Source organism: Frankia sp. AiPs1, from assembly GCF_023716945.1.
In the GTDB taxonomy this organism is placed as follows: domain Bacteria; phylum Actinomycetota; class Actinomycetes; order Frankiales; family Frankiaceae; genus Frankia.
On record NZ_JAMQQF010000021.1, the window covers coordinates 1 to 19,861 of the forward strand.

Below are 19,861 nucleotides of genomic sequence, written 5' to 3' on the forward strand. Positions count from 1 at the left end.
CGTGTCTGCATAGGTTCTGACCGGGCGGTGCAGGTGACCGGCGGGACCGTCCCGCCACCACCCATGTCAACAGATGAGGTCTGCACGACGGTCCGCGGCCAGACCTGTCCGACGGCCTCAGGCAGGCCGGTCAGCCCGTCGCAGACGAGGATGAGCACGTCGGCGACGCCTCGGTTGCGCAGCTCGGTGACGATCTGCTGCCACTGCTTGGCGCCTTCGCCGCCGGTGCCGGCCCACAGGCCGAGCACGTCACGTTCCCCGTCGGCGGTGACCCCGATCGCAGCGTAGATCGGCCGGTTCGCGACCTGCCCGTCACGCACCTTCACCACGATCGCGTCGATGAACACGACCGCGTCGACCGTGTCCAGTGGGCGGGCACGCCAGGCATCCATCCCCTCGATCACCGTGTCGGTGATGGTCGAGATGGTCTGCCGGGATACCTCGGTGCCAGAGACCTCGGCCAGGTGCGCCTGGACCTCACCGGTCGTCAGCCCCTTCGCTACCAACGAGAGGACGAGGTCCTCCACACCGGCGAGACGACGCTGCCGCTTGGCGACCAGCTGCGGAGCGAAGCTGCCGTCACGGTCGCGGGGCACCTCGATCTCCACCGGCCCGACCTCGGTGATCACCGTCTTCGATCGGGTGCCGTTACGGGAGTTCCCGCTGTTACGACCAGCCGGATCCCCCGACTCGTAGCCGAGATGCGCACTCATCTCCGCGGCCAGCGCCTTCTCCAGGACCATCTTCGTCAACGTGCCGAGCATCCCGCCCGGCCCGGTCAACGACAGCCCCTCGGCGCGGGCCCGCTCGACCAGGCCCTGCGCCAGGGCTTCATCGACCACCACCGGCGCCGCCGGCGCGGCACCGGCCACGGCCAGCTCCTCCGCGGTCGTCTCGGTCATCATCTCGGTCATCAGGTGCCTCCTCTACCTGCACATCCATACGCAGTGTGACGGTGTAGTTACACAGTTGTTCTTACGGTCCCGTAGCAGATTCGGTGGTGACGGAGAGTTAGCCGGGCGGGATCCGGTGTCGGAGGAGTGGGAAGCCTGCTCTGCCGTGCATCTGGCGCATGATCCGCTTGGTTTTGGTGTTGACGCCTTCAGTGCCGCCGTTGTGGTGGGGCAGGGTGAGTGCGGCCGTGACGGCGTCGCGGTCGAGTTCGGGGCCGCGGGTGAAGGCATGTAGGTGAGGCAGGTCGGCGGCCCGCGCGTTGGTAATCCATGTGGTGAGGCGTTCGTCGTTGCCGTCGGCTGGGTCGAGCAGCGCGGCGAAGTCGCGGACCAGGCTCGCGAGGGTGGTCATCTCGGGGCAGGCGGCGGTGAGCTCGCCGAGCCGGTTGCGCTGGGCGTCGGTGAGCCTGTCGGGTCTGGTGAGCAGGAGCCGGCTGACGGTGCGCGGGGAGATCGCGGGCCGGTCGCCTTCGAGGCGTCCCTGGTTGATGTAGCGGACGAGCAGGTTGTGGCTGCCTGTATAGCCCTGCTCGGTGATCTCACGGAACAGGCGCAGGACCGGCACGGCGGGCTCTTCGGCGCGGCGGCGTTTGAGGTAGTCCCGGTAGGGATCGACCAGGGTCGGGCGAAACGCTGGTGCGCGGATCAGCCGGTCCGGTTCGGGGACGCGGGCGTAGCGCTTCACCGTGTTCAAAGCGAGGTTCAGTCGTCGTGCGCAGTCGAGCAGGCCCACCCCGGAGTCGAGCAGGTCGTGGATCTGCTACCAGCGCTGTCGGGTGGTCTGGACGCGGGGTCCGTCGTTCGGTGGCGGGCCGGCCTTCGCCCAGCAGGCGCTGTGCGCGGCGACTTCGCGGCGGACCGCTTCGGCGAGGTTGTGCCACAGATGCCACCGGTCGGCGACCTGCACGGCGTCTGGTAGGGCGCGGCGGACCGCTCGGCATAGGCAGCCGAGCCGTCCCGGCAGGCGATCTGCACGCCGGGATGGGCGCGTAGCCAGGCTTCCAGCGTGTCCGCGCTGCGGTCGGGCAGGACGTCGACGCGGCGGCGGGTCTCAGCATCGATCAGGATCGTGGTGTAGCGCTGGCGGCGGCGTAGCGCGAAGTCGTCGCCCCCGAGCAGCCGCGGGACCTTCGGGCGGCGGTAGCGGCAGGCGCATCAGGGCGCGCAACGCGGTGTGCCGCGACAGCCGCACCGACGCGGCCAACACCCGAGCGCCGGCGCAGCCAGCCAGTTCCCGGACCACCGCACCGATCTGGGCCGCAAGCCGCACGGTGCGCTGCTGGTAGCGCTCCAGCACGCCCGGGACCTGCTCCCGAAACGTCCGCAGACAGCCGGCCGTCGGGCACACGAGGCGACGCATCCGCACCGCCAGGAGCATGCGGCGCGCATCCAGCGGCACATCCGCCACCGTCCGCACGTGATAGGCGTGCACCCGCGCCGAGAGCGCACCACAAGCGGCGCCAACCCGGCAAACACCACCGCCACAAGACCATCCACGCCAGACATGACGCATCGTGACGTACACACTCACATCGGCGACCACCGGATCTGCGGCAGGCCCGGCCCGGAGACACCCCCGGCGGGCCGTCGGCTGCGGTCGGTCGAGGACCTTCTGGCACGCCGGTCAGGCAAGGCACTCCGGGAGGTGCCCACCGTTGAATTCCACCATTTCCGCGAAGAGCAGCTCGACCGGCAGCGGGGCTGCCGGCGGTGCCCCCTGATGCTCGGCGATCGCGCGATGCAGGTTGGGGACCAGCCGCTCCGGGTCCTTCCAGCCGGCGAATCGGCCTGCCGAGCATTGGCGGGCCGCCTGGATCGGTGTCAGCCCCTTACGCACCGCGTCTCCGGCGGCGTCCCGCAGCCACAGCAGGTACGCCTCCGTCTCGTCGAAGGCCTCGGGGCCGGCGACCGTTCCGTGCCCGCCGACCACGACTTGGGCACCCGTCTCGCGCATCCGGCGGACAGCGGTCAGCGACCCCGCGACCGTGCCCATCAACAGGAAGGGCGTACACCCCGGCAGCACCACGTCGCCGGTGAACAGCACCTTCTCGCCGGGGAGCCACACCACGGTGTCGTGCCCGGTGTGCGCGGGCCCCACGTTGAAAAGCTCGGCCCGGCGGTGGCCCAGGTGCAGCGTCAGCGCGTCGTGGTAGGTCACCATCGGTAGCACCGGATCGACATCGCCCCAATCCACCTCCGGCCAGAGGCCGGTCAGTGCCAGCCCCGTCTCCGCCATCTCGGCCCGGGTGCCGTGGTGGGCGATGATCGTCGCCGTGTCGGCGAAAAGGTGATTGCCGAAGGTGTGGTCGCCGTGGAAATGAGTGTTGACCAGGTACTTCACCCCGCCAAGACTGAGGCCGTCCACTGCGGCGCGCAGCAAGGTCGCGCGCCGCTCGGTGGCCGCGGTGTCGACGAGCAGGATGCCGTCGTCACCCACCACCACGCCAGCGTTGTTGAGACACCAGCCTCCGTCCGGCTGGACATAGGCGAACACGCCGTCCGCCACCTCCGTCATGCGCGCCGCGACCGCGCTGGCGGCGGCGCGAGTCGCTGTCACCGGACTTCTCGCTTCTCGGTGGAGGATACGGGCGCCGCCGCGCCGGCCAGCGTCCGGCGGCTATTGGCCCCCAGCGCGTCCCGGAGGTAGCGGCGTCCCTCGGCGAGGGAACTGCTCGGCCCGAGCACCGTGCGCAGCGCGTCCGGGTCCAACACGACGGTGTGTCTCGCCGTGACCACGTCGGGCCCGTCCGGCACCCGATGGAAGATCCACACCCCGCTGTGCCCGAGAAGCGTCGAGGGCGGCCGGGTCTGCTTGTAGGCGATGCTGTCGTTCGCCAGGCACACCCTCACCGAGCGGGTGGTGTGCGTCGACCCGTCATCGCCGCTGACCGTGTCCATCTCCAACTGTTGGACGCCCGGCGTCTCCTCGGTGAGCACCACACGGCGAACGTGCGGGAGCAGATCCGGCCAGCGGTCCGCCCGGTCGATGAAGTCGTACGCCTCCTCGGCCGACCCGGTGAGCTCGACGGTGTCCTCGAAGGTGAAGACGACTTCCGCGACCGGATGACCGAGCTCCGCCACCCGGCGCAGCGCCGCCAACTCTTCGACGCTGTTGCGTTCCAGGGCCGCACTGATCCACTGGACGGCAGCGGCGTCGTCGCCCACCGCGGTGAACTCGTGGTCCAGGATCACCTCGGTGCGGCCGCCGGGCAAGGGCAGGACCTGCCAGCGTCCGCTCATCGCCGCCACCGGTGGCTGGCTCCGTTCCTGGCGGAAGCCGATCGTCCGCAGGTGCCGGTCGACCTCACGCCGCGACGTCCACGTCTTGACCTCGCCGCCGACCAGGGCCCAGAGCTGGAAGCGTTCCTCGCTCTCCGTACGCTCGAGGTAGCGCAAGAAGATGTTCGGACCGAAGATCGCCGGCCACCGGTCAGCCTCGGTGAGCAGTTCGAAGACCAGGTCCGCCGGGGCCGCCACCACTTCTCGATGCGATGTCCGGTGCTCCGTAGGCACAGTAGGCACACCCTTCACGACGTCTGCCGCAGCCGCTCGGCGCTGTTGACGGCGGCGCTGTTGACGGCGGCGAGCACGGCCTCCGGCGTACGCAGCTCCATGACCTGCTCGTCCGGCAACACGATGCCGTAGCGGCGCTGGATCCCGGCGGCGAGCTCCAGCAGGGCGAGCGAGTCGTAGCCGAGTTCGGTGAACTCCTGGGCGGCGAAGTCGCCGTCGAGGGTTCCGCTGTCGTCGGCGCCGGCGTTCTCCACCAGAATCGTTTTCAGGTCCTCGAGGGTCATCAGAGACATGTCTTTCCCTTCGTGAGAGTGCGCGCTTGACCTGATCGGTGACTGGCGTGCGCCGGTGTCCGCGAGGATCTGGTCAGCCACGGACGACGATGGCGGAGTTGAAGCCCCACCGGCCACGGGCCAGCACCAGCGCGACGGTCATGTTCCGCTCGCGCGGGGCGTTCTGAACGAGATCGATCCGATGTCCGGCGGCGACCTGCGCGTCGTGCGGGGTTGGCGGGATCACGCCCTCGCGCAGGGCCAGACAGGCGGTGACGACGTCGAGGGGGCCGCCGCCCGAGAAGAGCCGCCCGGTCCCGGCCTTGGGGGCGGTGACGGGCACCCCGTAGGGGCCGAACAGCCCGGTCACCGCCTCGGCCTCCGCACGGTCGAACTCGGCGGTGCCGGCGGCGTCGGCAAAGACGACCCCCACGTCGGCTGTCGTGACCCCGGCGTCCTCGAGGGCCAGTTCCGCGGCCCTGCGCAAGCCCGGCGGCCGGCCCGACCCCGGGGCGGGGTCGAAGGTCGCCGCATACCCGGCGATCTCGCCGTACCGGGGGCGGTCCCCACGCCTGTCCAGGCTCTCACCGCCCTCCAGGACGAGGATCGCACCGCCCTCACCCGGGACGTGCCCGGAGGCCGCCGCGGCGAACGGCAGATACGCCTGCCCCGGATCGTCCGTGGTGCTCACCGTGCCACTGGAGAGATGCGCGACCCGGCCCCACGGGCCGAGTGCCGAGTCGACGCCGCCGGAGATCACCAGGGGCGTGCCCCGTCGGATCGCCCGGCGGGCGTAGCCGATGGCGTCCAGCCCGCCGGCCTGCTCGCCGACGAGCGCCGTACCCGGCCCGCGCAGGCCGTGCCGAATGGACACCTGTCCCGTCGTCACGGCGTAGAACCAGGCGAACGACTCGTAGACGCTGACGTGCTGGGGTCCGTCGTGCCACAACTTGTCGAACTGGCGGTGGGTGAAGTCGAAGCCGCCGCAGGCATTCGACGTCATGACGCCCATGTCGTACTCGTCCCGATCACCGGGGCGCACACCCGCATCGTTGATCGCCCAGTCGGCTGCGGTGAGCGCCAGCCGGGTAGAGACGTCGGTCTGGGGCAGCAACCGGCCCGGAAGGTGCCGGGCGGCATCGAAGCCGGTGATCCGGCCGGCGAGCGCCCCGACATGCCGGTCGTCGATTCTCGAGATGCCGGAGCGCCCCGCTAGCGTCGCCGCCCAGTACTCCGCGATACCCAGCCCGGTCGGCGCGACCACGCCGACTCCGGTGACGAAGACCCGCTGCGTCATGCTGCCCGCCCTCCGGGCTGACGAAGCACCATTGCGCTCTGAAACCCGCCGAACCCGCTGCCGATCGTCAGCACCGTGTCGAGGGTGGCCTCCCGGGCGACGAGCGGCACGTAGTCTAGGTCGCATTGGGGGTCCGGGAGCCGTAGGTTCGCGGTCGGGGGGATGACGCCGTACCGTAAGGCGAGAGCGCAGGCGGCCACCTCGATGGACCCGATCGCGCCCAGGGAATGGCCCACCATCGACTTGATCGAGCTGATCGGCACCCGACGCGCGTGCTCACCGAGACTGGCCTTGACCGCCGCTGTCTCGTGTAGATCGTTCTGTTTGGTACCCGAGCCGTGCGCGTTGACGTAGTCCACGTCCGGCGGATCGAGCCGGGACTGGGCGAGCGCGGTGCGGATCGCCTCGGCCATCTCCCTACCGTCCGGTTTCAGACCGGTCATGTGGAAGGCGTTCAACCGGGTGGCGTACCCGGTGACCTCAGCGTAGATCTCGGCGTTGCGACGCCGGGCGTGCTCGTACTCCTCGAGCACGAACATGGCGCAGCCCTCGGCGAGGACAAAGCCGTTGCGCGATCGGTCGAACGGGCGCGAGGCCGTCGCCGGATCGTCGTTGTACGACGTGGTGGCCTTGATGGCGTCGAAGCACGCCAGCACGATGGGTGAGATCGGAGTGTCTGTCGCGCCCGCCGCCATCACATCCACTACGCCGTCCTGGATGAGGTGCAGCGCGTGGCCGATCGCGTCCAATCCGGAGGTGCACCCGTCGGAGACCATGGTGACCGGGCCCTCCGCGCCGACGGTCCAGGCCACCTCGGCCGCCATCACGCTGGGCACCATGTGATCGAACATGTGCGGCGTCAGGTACCGGGTGTCCACCTCGCGGGTTTGGCCGCTGTCGAACAGCACGAGGTACTCGGCCTCCAGAGAGGTAGCCGCCGCGACAGCGCTGCCGAGGCTCACCCCGATCCGGTGGGGTTCCACCCGGTCCAGCTCCAGACCGCTGTCCTCGACCGCGTCGCGGGTGCAGACCACCGCGAACTGGGCCGCCCGGTCCATCCGGCGGATCTGCCGTGGCGTCAGCCCTTCGGCCTGGGCATCGAAGTCGACCTCACCGGCCACCTGGCTGCGGAACGGCCCCGCATCGAAGAAGGAAATCCGCCGGGTCGCGGTCCGGCCGGCCGTCAGAAGGTTCCAGAAGTCCTTGGCTCCTCCGCCACCGGGTGCGCGTACTCCGATCCCGGTGATCACCACGCGCCGGTTCGGTTTCATGGAAATTCCTTTCCCCGTGGAGTAGTCACCTGTCGTTCACCGCCTCCGCCGCATGGCGGGCGAAGGCACCCGCCCGCGCGGCGAACTGGAGACCGCTGTGGCCCGCCCCGCAGACGACGTCCCGCCAGAACCGTCCGAGATCCTCGCCGTCGGCCTGCCCACGGCTACCCGAGCCACGCATCAGCCGGTCCACCGCAGCGGAGAGGTACTCCGCGGCCAGCGCGCAGTCACGACCGTTACGGGACTCCTCGTAGGGCGTCACCGCGCCCTCGTCGAGCACCCGCGCCACCCGTTCCAGCAGCAGGCCCGCCGTGTCGATCTCCCCGCCGGAACGGGCCAGCACCATGTCGTATGCCAGCCGGTCTACCGGGCCGGACACGGCCGGGCCGGGCTGCTGCAACTTCGGTCCGATCAGCGACCACCACCGGTGCAGGGCGCCGCGGGCCGCCCCGAGCAGTGGACCGGTGAGAGTAAGGCCGTTGGCCGCCTTCATCGGTACCTGATGGCAGGGCGCGTCCTCCCCGGGAGCTGGCCCGTCGGTGAGCACCCGCAGGGACACCGAGTGGGACGCCGGAACCCGCACGTCGTCAAGAACGAGCGTGTTGCTGCCGGTGGCGCGCATGCCCACGTTGAACCACGTCGGTTCGATCCGGTACGCCGGCCGCGGCACCGCGAAGAACCGGTACTCGCCCCGGCCGTCACGGACCACCCGGGCGCACACCAGGGCCCAGTCCGAGTGGTCGACGCCGCTCACGTACGGCCACTGCCCGCTGAGCCGCCACGAGTCGCCCCCCGCCGCCGCCTCTCCTCCGGGCATCAGCCCCGCGACGATCAAGGCGTCCGGGCCGTCGGCCCAGACGGCGGCTCGGCCCGCTTCCGGAAGATAGGCTGCCATCCGGGCGGCCGCGGCGATCAGTGACGCCACCCAGGCCGTCGAGGCGCAGGACGCGCCGATGGTGGCCACGGCGGGCAGCAGAGCACCGAAGGTGCCACTGTCCCCCCCGTACCTCGTGGGCACGAAGTGCCGGGCGAACCCCGCGGCGAGCACGGAGTCGATCGACGCACGCGGGAGTCGCCGGTCGGTCTCCGCCTCACGCACGTGCTTGGCGGCCGACACCGCCACCTCCGCCGCCTGCAGAGTGGAACCGGCTGTGGTCAGCTTCATGTCTGCCTCCCGGTGGTACGGCACTGGACCTCAGTAGTTGCCGAGACCGCCGCAGACGTTGATGGCCTGGGCGGTCACGGCGGCGGCCTCGTCACTGACGAGGTACTCGACCATCGCGGCGACCTCGTCTGGCCGGACGTAGCGGCCGATCGGGACACGCGCGGTCACCCGGTCGTGCGCCTCGGCCTCGGTAACGCCCCAGAGCTTGGCGTAGGTCCCACGGACGGTCTGTGCCATGGGCGTCTCGACGAAGCCGGGGCAGACCGCATTCATGGTGACGCCGGTCTTGGCCAGTTCCAGGCCCCATGCCTTGGTCAGGCCCACCACACCGTGCTTCGCGGCCGAATATGGTGCGCCGTTCAGCACTCCCTGCTTGCCCCCGGTGGAGGCGATGTTGATGATTCGCCCGCCCGCCCGGCCGGCCAGGCCACCGGCGCGCAGCGCTTCCCGGGTGACGATGAAGACGCTGTTGAGGTTGGTGTTGATGACGTCGAGCCACAGCTCATCGGCGATCTCCGCGGTGACGCCGCCGCCGCTGCGTCCGGCATTGTTGACCAGAATGTCCAGCGGTCCGAACCGGTCGACGACCGCGCCGATCAGATCGGTGACCTGCGCCCCGTCCGTGACGTCGCAGACCCGGCCGTCCACGGCGAGGTTCTGTTCCTGTAGTGACTTCACCGTCGCGGCCACATTGTCAGCCGATCGCGCGCAGAGGTACACCCGGGCGCCGCGACGCGCGAGTCGGGTGGCGATCTCCAGTCCGATACCGCTGGTGGCACCGGTGACCAATGCCACCGGCTGGCTCTGCTGGCTCATGTTTCCTCCGAGGACTCCGCCGTGGTCGGCCGACCCCGACATTGCGGCAGCCCTCTCGAAACGCGGTCGAGCCGTCGTGGAGCACCAGATAGGCCGCCGGGCGGCCGTTTCGAGTGTCTCTCAACCCACTCGCATTAGTTTCGGCGCAGCCCGGACCGCGGCCCGGCCGCGGGTCATCAGGAGAGGAAGCCGATGTCCGCCACCGCGATCAGCACCGATGTCTACACGCAGGTTCAGCAGTTCTACGCCCGGCAGATGCACGCGCTCGATGCCTGCCGCTTCGACGAGTATGCGGCCACCTTCACCGAGGACGGCGAGTTCAGCCACACGCCGGGGCGGCCCGCAGCCCACACCCGGGACGGCATCGCACGCGAGCTGCGGGCTTTCCACGAGGAGCGTTTCGCCACCGAGCCGGTGCAGCGCCGCCACTGGTTCAACATGATCCACCTGATCGAGGCCCCGGACGGGAGCCTGCGGTCTACCTTCTACGTGCTCGTGGTGACCAGCCGTCCCGGTGAGCGCCAGCCCGAGATCGCGCCCAGTTGCGTTGTCCACGACGTGCTGATCCGCGCGGACGGCGGGCTACTCAACCGCTCCCGGCGGGTCGAGCACGACTACCTGCCGTGAGCCAAGCGTCCGGTGGGGAGCTTGACCTCAAGCGCACTTGAGATTGCAGGCTGGTCCTGACGTCCCCGGCCCTGATGGGCCGGCGTCGAGATGTCTGGGGAGAGGAGATCCATGCGGGCCGCGGCATTTTACACCTTCGGTGGTCCGGAGGTGCTACAGGTGGTCGAGGTTGCCACACCCGGAGCTGGGCCGGGAGAGGTTCGGGTCCGAGTCGAGGCGGCGGGCGTGCAAGGGTACGACTCGGCGGTACGGTCCGGCTGGACACCGCCGGGGCAGACCCTGCAGTTCCCGCAGATAGTCGGCAACGACTTCGCCGGTGTCGTCGACGAGATCGGCACGGGCGTCACAGACTTCCGGATCGGCGACGAGGTGCTCGGCTGGGCCATGCTCGCCAGCTGTGCCGAGTACGTCGTCGTCCCTCCAGGGCAAGTCGTCTCCAAGCCGTCTGGGATGACCTGGCCGCAGGCGGGCACCCTGTCGGCGTCGGCGCAGACCGCACACACCGCGCTGGACGAACTGAAGGTCAGCGCCGGCGACACTCTGCTGATCCACGGCGCCTCCGGCGGCGTCGGAACGGTCGCGGTGCAGCTGGCCCTGGCCGCCGGCGCGACGGTGATCGGAACGGCCGGCCCGGCGAACCAGGACTACCTGCGCTCGCTGGGGGCCACACCGACCACCTACGGCGACGGACTGGCCGACCGCGTGCGAGCCTTGGCACCCGGTGGTGTCGACGTCGCCCTGGACGCCGCGGGCGGCGCGGCCCTGGATGCCTGCCTCGAGGTGGTCGCCGACCGGAGCCGGATCGGCACCCTGGTGGATTTCGCCCGGGCGGACGAGCTCGGCGTACGATTCCTGCGCAGCCAGCGCTCAGGGCAGCGGCTACGGGCGATCACAGACCTGTACCGCGCCGGGCGACTGACACTGACCGTGTCGGAGGCCTTCCCGCTGGACCGGATCGCCGACGCGCACCGCCGGATCGACACCGGCCATGCCCGCGGCAAGACCGCCGTCCTGCTCAGGGGGTGAGCGGCGTGCTGATCGAGGTCTTCTACGACGTGCTGTGCCCCTGGTGCTACATCGGAAAGCACCGGCTGCGGCGGGTCCTGACGGATTTTCCCGGCCGCGACGAGGTTCGACTGCGGTGGCGCAGCTATCAGCTGTCACCGGACGAGGGGCGCATCCCTGGCCCGACCGCCGCCGAGGCGATGGCCACGTGGACCGCACCGGACCAGCTGCCCGGGCGGCTGGCCCTGATCGAGCAGCTCGGCACGGACCTGGGCTTGGCTATCGACCTCGACAAAGCGCGTCCCGTCAACACTTTCGACGCGCATCGGCTGACCCATTTCGCGGCCGACCATGAGCGGGCCGACGCGCTCGTCGAGGCGCTGCTGCGGGCCTACCAGGCGGAGGGGCGGAACGTCGCCGACCACCTCGTCCTGCTGGAGTTGGCGCACGAGGTGGGCCTGCCCGAGGAGGAGACAGGCACGGTGCTCGCCGGTGACCGGTACGCCGACGCCGTCATCGCCGATCAGCGCCGCGCCGCCAAGTTGCGGGTGAGCGGCGTGCCGACGCTCGTCGTCGACGGCGGCCCGCCGTTCTCGGGCATGCGGCCGCCGGAGATGGTCCGCGCCGAGTTGGACCGTGCCGCGGCGGCCTCCGGCGTCCGGTGACCGATCCACCGCCGGGCGGGGCATCGCCGCATCGGCGATGCCCCGCCCTCGGGTGCCGCTTCCGGCGGTACTCCCGGACCGGTCAGAACGTGAGGCCGTGCACGCTCGCCACCTGGTGGAACGCCTCGATGGTAGCCGGCAACGCCGCCAGGGCACGGCGGTATCCGGCCCGCGCTTCGGCGAGCTCCGTACGAACGGACTCGTCGTACAACACGGCCTCCAAGGCCGTGCTGACGGACCCCTCGTCGAGGATCTCCGCGTGGGCCATCGTGTCCGCGAACGGGTTGCCGTTCCACGTCGGCCGGACGAGATCGTTCCACCGCATCGGCCAGGTTTGGTACGACGGCAGGGGCCCGGGATAGGCGTCCAGCCACGAGCGTACGGCGGGGCTGGGCTCCCCGATCGCAGCGTGCAGACGTTCGACGCCGTTGTCGTCCGCCAAGTCGAAACCGTTGACGACGGCCACCCCGGACACATCGGCCCACACCGCCCGTTCCAGGGCGAACGACGGCAGCGAGAGCGCCAGAACGGCGTCCGCGGCGCCGAGCAGGTCGAGGTACTCCCGCGCGCCGTAGCGGGGCCGCCGGTGCAGCCGGCCCTCCGGAAGGCGGCCGAAGGCTCCGAAATCCGGGCCGGCGACGAGGAACTCGATGGTGGCCGGCAGCCGGGTGAGGTAGTGCAGCACCAGCTCCGGGATACGCGCCGCCAGTTCCCGGCTGGCCGGCCCGGCGCGGGTGAGCATGGTCTCCTGCCAGGGCAGGGTAGGGATCATCAGGAGCCGGGTGGCGCCGGACACCCCGAGCGCGCGCCGCACCCGGTCCCGGGCGGCGGCGGACGGCGGTGCGAGCGTCGTCGTGGCGCGGTAGGGCACGGCCGGATCCCCGAGTGCGCCGGTGAGCCGACCTGAGGGCACCGGCCGCAGCCGAGGCATGGACGCGATCCGGTCGCCGATCGGCGTGAGCCGACCCAGCAGCTCCACCTGCCGTTGGCCGGGACCCATGTCGTAGCAGTCCAGCGGAACGACCGGCAGATCGAAGGCGTCGATAAACCAGGGGTCCACCCGGTACGCCGTGTGGCAGCTGGTCCAGTAGCCCATGAAGTCGCTGGGCACCAAGATGTCCGGACGCCAGTCCCCGATCGCGCCGGCGACGACGGTGACCAAATCCGCCCCGGCTCCGGGATGGACGACCCGGTGCGGATAACCGGCCTCGCGCAGCTGATCGACGCTGTACGAGTCGATGAGGAAACAACTCTCGACGCCGGCCTCGCGGAGCTGGTCGGCAAGGTCCAGCCCCATGGCGGTCTCGTGCAGCGTCTTGGCGAGAAAGCTCAGGAACAACAGGCGCACGGCTTCCTCCGGCTGGGCTGGCGCGTGGCGACGGCGGCGGTCAGGAACGCGCGGCGACGGCGGTGGTCAGCCGGTCGACGATGAGGCTGACGTCGCTGTCGTCGAGACCGGGATGCAGCGGCAGGCAGAGCGTCTCGCGACCGGCCCGGTCTGCGCCGGGGAGGGTGACGGGTCCGGCGCCGTAGGTCGACACCCGGTGCAGGGGGGCGTACCGGACGGTGGTGTAGATCCCCGCCGCGAGCAGATCCTGGGCGACGGCGTCGCGCACCGCCGGATCCAGCCGGACCCAGTAGAAGTAGTACGACGACTCGTGGCCGGGCGGCAGCGCCGGCGGACGCCGTACGCCAGGGACACCGGCCAGTTCGCGGTCGTACCGCTCTACGATGTCACGGCGCCGCGCCACCATCCGCGGTAGGCGCTCCAACTGGACGGCGCCGATCGCCGCGGTCAGATCGTTGCCGATGAGACGGCGGCCGATCTCCGGAACGGCCAGTTCCCACCAGCGCTGCGAGACGCCCGCGTACCGGAATCCGCTCGAGCGTTCGAGCCCGTGGTAGGCCAGGCGCCGGGCCCGCTTGGCGCGCCCCTCGTCGCGCACGTACAGCATGCCGCCGTCACCGGTCACGATGACCTTCATCGCGTCGAAGCTCCAGATCGCCAGATCACCGAAGGTACCGACGGCCCGGCCGCCGACCCGCGACGCCGGCGCGCAGGCGGCGTCCTCGAGGAGCGTGAGACCCTCTTCGCGGCAGTACTCCGCGATCTCGGTGACCCGGCCCGGATAGCCGCCGTAATGCAGCACGACGACCGCCCGGGTGCGGGGTGTGACGACCCGGCGCACGTCCTCGACCCCCGGGTTCTGGGTGCCGGGGTCGACATCGCAGAACACCGGGCGGGCGCCGGTCACCATGATGGCGTTGGCGGCGGAGACGAAGCTCGTCGACGGCAGCACGACCTCGTCGCCGGGGCCCAGGTTCAGCGTTTCCAGACCGAGAAACAGCCCCGCGGTACCCGAGTTGAGAAAAATCACCCGGTCGGCGGGTACGCCGAGATGAGCGGCGAAGGCCGCCTCGAAGGCCTCGGTACGGGGCCCGTGACCGAGCCATCTGCTGGAGAAGACGTCGCTGACCGCTTTCAGTTCGTCGTCGCCCACCTGGGGTTGGAAGAGGCTGATCATCGGAGGCCCTCCGTTTCGTCAGACGTCGCGCCGGTCGAGGTCGGCCGCCGAGCACCGCTCCGAGGGCCGTAGCGCTGCTCCAGGACGCCGACCACCTCCGCCGGCAGCGGCATGGCCGCCATCTCCACGGCGATCCTTGCGGCCCGGTCCCGGTAGCCGGAGTCGGCCATGATCTCCCGGCAGACGGCGGTGATGTGTTCGGCGGTGTCGTCGCCCGGCGCGATCATGCGCGCGGCACCGGCCGCGGTGAGTCGTTCGCTGTAATCCACGACATAGGGCAGGTACGGGATCAGCACCTGCGGCACGCCGTGGGCCAGCGCGCTCAGCACGGTGGTCCCGCCGGCGTGGCTGATGACGACGTCGCAGGTCGGCGCGACCACATCGAGGGGCAGCCAACCGGCGCGTACGTTGTCCGGCAGCGGGCCGAGGAGCTCGGCCATGTCGTCCGGCGCGGCGACCAGCAGTTCGACGTCCAGGTGCTCCACCTTCTTGACCAGTCCGGTCAGGACGTCGAGGTAGAAATCCGGGGTGATCCTGCTGCCCGCGGTGAGCAGGACCCGTGGCCGATCGCCCCGGGTGTACATCCACGGCTGCGTGGCCCGGGGCGTGGCGTAGGGGACGTACCGCATCAGCTGGGCCGGGAGCGCGTCGGCGGGCCGCAGACTCGGCGGGCAGATGTCGATGAACAGGTCTGGCCGGGGCATGTCGTAGAGGCCGAGCCGCTCCAGCTGCGGGCCGAGCTCCGCGGCCGCGGCGAGATCGATGGTGCGGGGCTCGCCCATGTCGACGGCGTGCTTCACGTACGGCACCCCGGCGTGGCTGGCCACCAGGGGCGCGGCGAAGGCCAGCACGCCGCCCACCACGAGGTCGGGCTGCCACGCGCGGGCGAACTCCAGCAGCGCGTCCAGACACCAGGTGGCGTACCGGCCGAAGCACCGGCCGTTGAAGATGAAACGCTCATGCAGATCGGTGGGGATCGGCAGCCGGTTGCCGTCCTCGTCCTCAAGGGTCTGCAGCATCGATCGGGAGGTCACCGCCACCCCCGGCAGACCGGCGCCGGTGACCGTCGGCATGACGTCCTTGGGCCCCGCCATAACGACCTGGTGCCCCGCGTTGCGGGCGGTCTGCGCCAGCGGCACCAGGGAGAAGATGACGCCGGAGGACCCGCCGGCCACGAAGAGAATCTTCATCGCCCGACCGTAGCGGCGGCGGATAGAACACCGCTCGACACCGGCTGGAACGCGCCGGTCGCTGGCCGGTCCGCTCGACCGCAATTCGAGCTGCCGTCGACGCCGGGTTGCGACCATCGCCCGACGAGGTACCGAGACCACGAAGGAGCGGGCACATGACGCAACCGGAGGCGCTGACCCCGGAAGAAGTGGGCGAGTTCTACGACGACAGAGGCTGGCTGTACGAGATATTCATGGGCCACAACCTGCACATCGGCTACTGGGACGACGTCGATCCGGCCGCCGATCCGAAGGACCGGCTCACCGACGTGCTGATCGAACGGACCCGGGTACGCGCCGGCCAGCGGGTGCTCGACGTCGGGTGCGGCACCGGCCGGCCGACGATCCGACTGGCCGCAGCCACCGGGGCCGAGGTCGTCGGCATCAACGTCAGCGCCGAGCAGGTGGCACAGGGCAAGGAGCTGGCTCGGGAGGCCGGGCTCGGCGACCGCGTCGGCTTCGAACTCGTCGACGCGGCGGAACTGCCGTACGACGATGGTTCCTTCGACGCGGTGTGGGCGGTCGAGTCGCTGATGTACCTGGGTGACCGGCCTGGGGCCCTGCGCGAGATCCACCGGGTGCTGGCTCCCGGTGGACGACTGGTGCTGGCGGACTACGTCGAGTCGGGGGAGCTGTCGGCTCGATGGCGGCGGGTTCTCACCGAGGGGTTCACCGTCGCCTCCCTACCCACGGCCGACGACTACCGCGACATGCTGCGCGTGGCGGACCTCGAGATCACGGACTTCGAGGACGCGACGCCGCACCTGCGCCGCTCGGCACAGCGCATCGACCGGCTCGTGGCGGACAACTACCATCTCGTCGAGGAGCGTGGCGGCGCCGCCTTCGCCGAGCAGTTCAAGGCATCCATCTCGGACATCGCCACGCTGGAGCGTGACCACCTCGGATACGTCATCGTCATCAGCTCGCGCTCCCGGTGATCAGCTGACGGTCAGAATGATCCGGCCGGTGTAGGCCCGGGACTCCATGATCTCGTGCGCCCGCGCCGCTTCGGCCAACGGGAGCACGGTGTGGATTTGCTGCCGCAACTCGCCGCCGACCAGCAGCTCGACCAGCCGTCGATGGTTGGCGAGGTACTCCTTCGGCCGTGCCGCGCGCCACGCCGACAGCGCGAAGCCGGTCACGAAGCGCATGCCGATCAGCGTCATCAGCGACACCGGCGGGACCGACCGTCCCCCGCCGGCGGAGCCGTAGAACACGAGACGGCCGAACGGCGCCAGCAGACCCACCTCCACCGGCAGCAGATCGCCACCCACACCGTCCAGCACGACGTCGACGCCCTCCCCGTGGGTGGCCTCCCGTACGGTGTCCACCCAGCCGGGGTCGGTGTGGTCGACGACGACATCGACACCCAGCGACTCGACGAACGCCCGTTTAGCGGTGGATCCGGCGGTGCCGATCACCTGCCCGGCCCCGGCCAGCCGGGCCAGTTGCACGCTCAGGTGCCCGATCCCGCCCGCAGCCGCCTGGACGAGGACCCGATCGCCGGGCCGCACCGGCGCGGTGTCCAACGTGCCCATGGCGATCGGACCGGTCCCGGGCAGCGCCGTCGCCAACACAGCGTCCAGGCCGTCCGGCACCGGTAGCAGTGTGTCCAGGGGAACCACCACCTTCTCCGCGTACCCGCCGTGCAGGGTGAAAGCGGCCACCCGGTCGCCGAGGCGTACCGTGCCGGTATCTGGGCCGGCCCCTGCGCCGGTCCCTGGGCCGGTGGCCGCCACCCGGCCGACGACGTCGCCGCCGAGCACGACCGGGAAGGACGGCTTCCACATCGGCGCAGGGAAGAGATCGCGCCGCATCTGGGTCTGGGCGAAGCCGACGCTGACCGCCTCGATGTCGATCAGCACCTCACCGCGGCCCGGGACGGGCTCGGGCGCCTCCGCCGGGCGCAGCACGCTCGGATCTCCGAACTCGTGGAAGCTGACGACCTTCATTTCTCCTCCAGCAGGGTGTGCGCGGTGCCTGCCGAGTGGCCGGCCCTCGACCGGCAGCATCGCCGGAGGGCCTCGAATCCGCGTCGAGCGTTCATCGACGGATTCCTGGCGGCCTCGTCGATCGTGGTTCGGCCGGCTCCCGAGCCGCTTCCGGCACTGTGCGCGCGGGAACACCACGTCGTCTCGAAGGGAGCACGGGACCATGGCGGAGGAGAATCGGCCGACAGTCGCTGTGATCGGCACAGGCACCATCGCCGTCGGCTGGATCACGCTCTTTCTCGCGTACGAGTTGCCGGTTCGGGTCATCAGCCGCCGGCCGGACGCCGGGCCGGAGGTCCTGGCCGGCGTGGCGGCGTTCGCTCCGGGGCTGGCAAACGGCGTGCCGAGGCGAGAGGGCTTGACCGAAGGCCTCGATGTGGGCACCGACTTGGAGAAGGCGCTGGAGGGCGCCGACGTGGTTCAGGAGAACGCGCCCGACGACCTGTCGATCAAACAGGAGCTGTTCGCCCGCATCGGCGCGGCGGCGGCGCCCGGGGCCCTGCTGCTGTCGTCCACCTCGAAGCTGCTGCCGGCCGACTTCACCGCCCTCATGGGCGACCGCGGCCGGGCGCTCGTCGGGCATCCGTTCAATCCTCCGCACGTCGTCCCGCTGGTCGAGGTGGTAGGCGGCCCGGAGACCGATCCGGCCGCGATTGAACAGGCTCTGGCCTTCTACCGGTCCGTGGGCCGGACCCCAGTCCTCATCCGGGAGCCGGTGCCGATGTTCGTCGCCAACCGGTTGCAGGCCGCGTTGTTGCGCGAATGCGTCCACCTGGTCCGTGAGGGCGTGGTCACGGTGGCCGAACTCGACGAGGTGGTGACCACCTCGATCGGTCTGCGCTGGGCGACCACCGGGCCGTTCCGGTCTTTCCACCTCGCCGGTGGGCGGGGCGGCCTGCGGCACTGGCTCGGCAGCCTGGGGACCGGGCTGGAACGTAGCTGGCAGCAGCTGGGCAGTCCGGCGCTCGACGACGGCACCGTACGGGCGATCCTGGATCAGGCCGACGCGGCCTTCGGCGACCGTACCTACGAGGAGCTCGCCGACGAGCGGGACCGGCGGCAGAACGCCGTCCTCCGGGCCCTGGCCGAGGTGTCGCGGGAGGAGTCCGGCCGCTGACCGCCCCGGCTGCCCGGCACCCCGATCCGGGTACCGGGCAGCCGACCCCCGTCAGCGGTTCGCCAGGACGAACTCGCGGATCGAACCGGCCACGTAGTCCAGCATCTCGGCGGTCAGGCCGGGATAGACACCGATCCAGAAGGTGTGCTCGGTGATGAGGTCGCTGTTGTCGAGCGATCCCGCGATGCGGTACTGCCTGTTCCGGTAGGCCGGGTGGCGGGTGAGGTTGCCGCCGAAGAGCCGGCGGGTGCCGATGCGCCGCCCCTCCAGGTGGGCTACCAGGCCGGCGCGGGTGAAGCCGGCGTCCGGCCGCACGGTGATGACGAAGCCGAACCAGCTCGGATCGCCGCCGGGCGTCGGCTCCGGCAGCAGCAGTCCGGGCAGCCCGTCGAGCGCCGTGCGCAGACGCTGCCAGTTCCGCCGCCGGGCGGTCCCGAAGTCGTCCACCCGGCGCAGCTGGGAGAGGCCGAGAGCCGCCTGCAGATCGGTGGACTTCAGGTTGTATCCCACGTGCGAGAAGATGTACTTGTGGTCGTAGCCGTGCGGCAGGTCGCCGAGCTGCTGGTCGAAGCGCTTGAGGCACTTGTTGTCCTCGCCCGGCTCGCACCAGCAGTCCCGGCCCCAGTCCCGCAGCGACTCCACGATGCGAGCCAGCGCCATGTTGCTCGTCAGCACACAGCCGCCCTCGCCCATGGTGATGTGGTGCGCGGGATAGAAGCTGACCGTGGCGATGTCGCCGAAGGTGCCGGTGAGCCGGCCGTGGTAGCGAGTACCCACCGCGTCGCAGTTGTCCTCGATCAACACAAGTTCGTGCTGGTCGGCGAGGTCCGCGATCTCGGCCACCGGAAACGGGTTGCCGAGCGCGTGAGCGATGATGATGGCCTTCGTCCGAGGCCCGATCGCCTCCGCGACCCGGTCGACGGTGGTGTTGTAGGTGCCGAGGTCGACGTCTACGAAGACCGGTATGGCTCCGTTGTGGATGATCGGGTTCACTGTGGTCGGAAAGCCCGCGGCGACGGTGATGACCTCGTCGCCCGGGTTCAGCCGCCGCTCCTCCAGGGCGGGTGACGTCAGCGCGCTGACGGCGAGCAGGTTCGCTGAGGACCCGGAGTTCGTGAGGTGAGCCTTGCGCAGCCCGAAGTACCTCGCGAAGTCGCGCTCGAAGCGTCGCGCGCTGACCCCGGCTGCGATACGCATGTCCAAAGCCGCCTCGACGAGGACGACGCGGTCACCCTCGTCGAGGACGGCGCCGGACGACAGTACGGGCGTGACTCCGGGGATGAACTCGTCCCGGACAGTGTCCCGATGGTACTTGCGGACCTGCTCCAGGATCAGTGACTTGTCGTCAGCCATAATGTTGTGCCTCCTGTGCTAGCGGTCCCGGTGCCACCGGGCGTCGGAAAGGGAACCGGGTG

Annotated in this window: 18 protein-coding genes and 1 pseudogene; 5 read left to right on the forward strand and 14 right to left on the reverse strand. The window is 70.5% G+C overall.

Going from position 1 to position 19,861, the window contains the following annotated elements:
- From ND748_RS04560 to ND748_RS04600, 9 genes and pseudogenes are all read right to left on the reverse strand, one after another.
- Positions 1–914 (reverse strand): IS256 family transposase (locus ND748_RS04560; protein WP_374215847.1); only part of this gene is annotated, 914 nt, incomplete at its 3' end.
- Between the two features lie 97 nt (positions 915–1,011).
- Positions 1,012–2,466 (reverse strand): annotated as a pseudogene (locus ND748_RS04565) (ISL3 family transposase).
- A gap of 111 nt (positions 2,467–2,577) precedes the next feature.
- On the reverse strand, positions 2,578–3,468 hold the full coding sequence (locus ND748_RS04570; protein ID WP_251744312.1) for an MBL fold metallo-hydrolase: 891 nt from the start codon (positions 3,466–3,468) through the stop codon (positions 2,578–2,580).
- Between the two features lie 38 nt (positions 3,469–3,506).
- Positions 3,507–4,484: an aromatase/cyclase gene (locus ND748_RS34470; protein WP_308205586.1), complete on the reverse strand. Its 978-nt coding sequence runs from the start codon at positions 4,482–4,484 to the stop codon at positions 3,507–3,509.
- On the reverse strand, positions 4,481–4,750 hold the full coding sequence (locus ND748_RS04580) for an acyl carrier protein (protein ID WP_251744258.1): 270 nt from the start codon (positions 4,748–4,750) through the stop codon (positions 4,481–4,483). The genes ND748_RS34470 and ND748_RS04580 overlap by 4 nt, the downstream gene beginning before the upstream one ends.
- 82 nt (positions 4,751–4,832) lie before the next feature.
- Entirely contained in the window at positions 4,833–6,035 is a 1,203-nt protein-coding gene (locus ND748_RS04585; protein ID WP_251744260.1) for a ketosynthase chain-length factor, read from the reverse strand.
- A complete protein-coding gene (locus tag ND748_RS04590) occupies positions 6,032–7,306 on the reverse strand; it encodes a beta-ketoacyl synthase (RefSeq protein ID WP_251744262.1) in 1,275 nt (424 codons plus the stop codon). Before ND748_RS04590 ends, ND748_RS04585 begins: the two co-directional genes overlap by 4 nt.
- A gap of 25 nt (positions 7,307–7,331) precedes the next feature.
- On the reverse strand, positions 7,332–8,471 hold the full coding sequence (locus tag ND748_RS04595) for a hydrolase (protein WP_251744264.1): 1,140 nt from the start codon (positions 8,469–8,471) through the stop codon (positions 7,332–7,334).
- A gap of 30 nt (positions 8,472–8,501) precedes the next feature.
- The gene (locus ND748_RS04600) at positions 8,502–9,287 is read right to left on the reverse strand and encodes an SDR family NAD(P)-dependent oxidoreductase (protein ID WP_251744266.1); all 786 of its coding nucleotides are present in this window, start codon (positions 9,285–9,287) and stop codon (positions 8,502–8,504) included.
- A 192-nt stretch (positions 9,288–9,479) separates the two neighbouring features.
- Between ND748_RS04600 and ND748_RS04605 the strand changes: the two genes are divergently transcribed.
- From ND748_RS04605 to ND748_RS04615, 3 genes are all read left to right on the forward strand, one after another.
- Positions 9,480–9,914, forward strand: coding sequence for a nuclear transport factor 2 family protein (locus ND748_RS04605; protein WP_251744268.1), 435 nt, complete (start codon positions 9,480–9,482; stop codon positions 9,912–9,914).
- A gap of 111 nt (positions 9,915–10,025) precedes the next feature.
- On the forward strand, positions 10,026–10,940 hold the full coding sequence (locus ND748_RS04610) for an NADP-dependent oxidoreductase (protein ID WP_251744270.1): 915 nt from the start codon (positions 10,026–10,028) through the stop codon (positions 10,938–10,940).
- A gap of 5 nt (positions 10,941–10,945) precedes the next feature.
- A complete protein-coding gene (locus ND748_RS04615) occupies positions 10,946–11,584 on the forward strand; it encodes a DsbA family oxidoreductase (RefSeq protein ID WP_251744272.1) in 639 nt (212 codons plus the stop codon).
- An 82-nt stretch (positions 11,585–11,666) separates the two neighbouring features.
- Here ND748_RS04615 and ND748_RS04620 read toward each other — a convergent pair whose 3' ends face one another.
- The 3 genes from ND748_RS04620 to ND748_RS04630 are packed head-to-tail and all read right to left on the reverse strand — an operon-like array spanning position 11,667 to position 15,299.
- Positions 11,667–12,932 (reverse strand): DUF6365 family protein, encoded by a 1,266-nt coding sequence (locus ND748_RS04620; protein ID WP_251744274.1) that lies wholly within the window; start codon positions 12,930–12,932, stop codon positions 11,667–11,669.
- A 40-nt stretch (positions 12,933–12,972) separates the two neighbouring features.
- A complete protein-coding gene (locus ND748_RS04625; protein WP_251744276.1) occupies positions 12,973–14,109 on the reverse strand; it encodes a DegT/DnrJ/EryC1/StrS aminotransferase family protein in 1,137 nt (378 codons plus the stop codon).
- A complete protein-coding gene (locus ND748_RS04630) occupies positions 14,106–15,299 on the reverse strand; it encodes a glycosyltransferase (RefSeq protein WP_251744278.1) in 1,194 nt (397 codons plus the stop codon). Before ND748_RS04630 ends, ND748_RS04625 begins: the two co-directional genes overlap by 4 nt.
- Before the next feature lie 155 nt (positions 15,300–15,454).
- Here ND748_RS04630 and ND748_RS04635 point away from each other — a divergent pair, with 155 nt between their 5' ends.
- Complete coding sequence (locus ND748_RS04635) at positions 15,455–16,276, forward strand: cyclopropane-fatty-acyl-phospholipid synthase family protein (RefSeq protein ID WP_251744280.1); 822 nt, start codon at positions 15,455–15,457, stop codon at positions 16,274–16,276.
- Here ND748_RS04635 and ND748_RS04640 read toward each other — a convergent pair whose 3' ends face one another.
- On the reverse strand, positions 16,277–17,290 hold the full coding sequence (locus tag ND748_RS04640; RefSeq protein ID WP_251744282.1) for a zinc-binding dehydrogenase: 1,014 nt from the start codon (positions 17,288–17,290) through the stop codon (positions 16,277–16,279).
- A gap of 202 nt (positions 17,291–17,492) precedes the next feature.
- Here ND748_RS04640 and ND748_RS04645 point away from each other — a divergent pair, with 202 nt between their 5' ends.
- Positions 17,493–18,446 (forward strand): 3-hydroxyacyl-CoA dehydrogenase NAD-binding domain-containing protein, encoded by a 954-nt coding sequence (locus ND748_RS04645; RefSeq protein ID WP_251744284.1) that lies wholly within the window; start codon positions 17,493–17,495, stop codon positions 18,444–18,446.
- Positions 18,447–18,497: 51 nt separating this feature from the next.
- On the opposite strand, the gene rfbH is transcribed toward ND748_RS04645, so the two are convergent.
- Entirely contained in the window at positions 18,498–19,799 is a 1,302-nt protein-coding gene (rfbH, locus tag ND748_RS04650; protein WP_251744286.1) for a lipopolysaccharide biosynthesis protein RfbH, read from the reverse strand.
- Positions 19,800–19,861: the final 62 nt, after the last annotated feature.

Excerpts from the sequence above, each read along its gene's own strand:
- ND748_RS04570 (WP_251744312.1), bottom strand. The coding sequence starts at position 3,468 with ATGACGGAGGTGGCGGACGGCGTGTTCGCCTATGTCCAGCCGGACGGA.
- ND748_RS04580 (WP_251744258.1), bottom strand. The coding sequence starts at position 4,750 with ATGACCCTCGAGGACCTGAAAACGATTCTGGTGGAGAACGCCGGCGCC.
- ND748_RS04585 (WP_251744260.1), bottom strand. The coding sequence starts at position 6,035 with ATGACGCAGCGGGTCTTCGTCACCGGAGTCGGCGTGGTCGCGCCGACC.
- ND748_RS04590 (WP_251744262.1), bottom strand. The coding sequence starts at position 7,306 with ATGAAACCGAACCGGCGCGTGGTGATCACCGGGATCGGAGTACGCGCA.
- ND748_RS04595 (WP_251744264.1), bottom strand. The coding sequence starts at position 8,471 with ATGAAGCTGACCACAGCCGGTTCCACTCTGCAGGCGGCGGAGGTGGCG.
- ND748_RS04600 (WP_251744266.1), bottom strand. The coding sequence starts at position 9,287 with ATGAGCCAGCAGAGCCAGCCGGTGGCATTGGTCACCGGTGCCACCAGC.
- ND748_RS04605 (WP_251744268.1), top strand. The coding sequence starts at position 9,480 with ATGTCCGCCACCGCGATCAGCACCGATGTCTACACGCAGGTTCAGCAG.
- ND748_RS04610 (WP_251744270.1), top strand. The coding sequence starts at position 10,026 with ATGCGGGCCGCGGCATTTTACACCTTCGGTGGTCCGGAGGTGCTACAG.
- ND748_RS04625 (WP_251744276.1), bottom strand. The coding sequence starts at position 14,109 with ATGATCAGCCTCTTCCAACCCCAGGTGGGCGACGACGAACTGAAAGCG.
- ND748_RS04630 (WP_251744278.1), bottom strand. The coding sequence starts at position 15,299 with ATGAAGATTCTCTTCGTGGCCGGCGGGTCCTCCGGCGTCATCTTCTCC.
- ND748_RS04635 (WP_251744280.1), top strand. The coding sequence starts at position 15,455 with ATGACGCAACCGGAGGCGCTGACCCCGGAAGAAGTGGGCGAGTTCTAC.
- ND748_RS04640 (WP_251744282.1), bottom strand. The coding sequence starts at position 17,290 with ATGAAGGTCGTCAGCTTCCACGAGTTCGGAGATCCGAGCGTGCTGCGC.
- ND748_RS04645 (WP_251744284.1), top strand. The coding sequence starts at position 17,493 with ATGGCGGAGGAGAATCGGCCGACAGTCGCTGTGATCGGCACAGGCACC.
- rfbH (WP_251744286.1), bottom strand. The coding sequence starts at position 19,799 with ATGGCTGACGACAAGTCACTGATCCTGGAGCAGGTCCGCAAGTACCAT.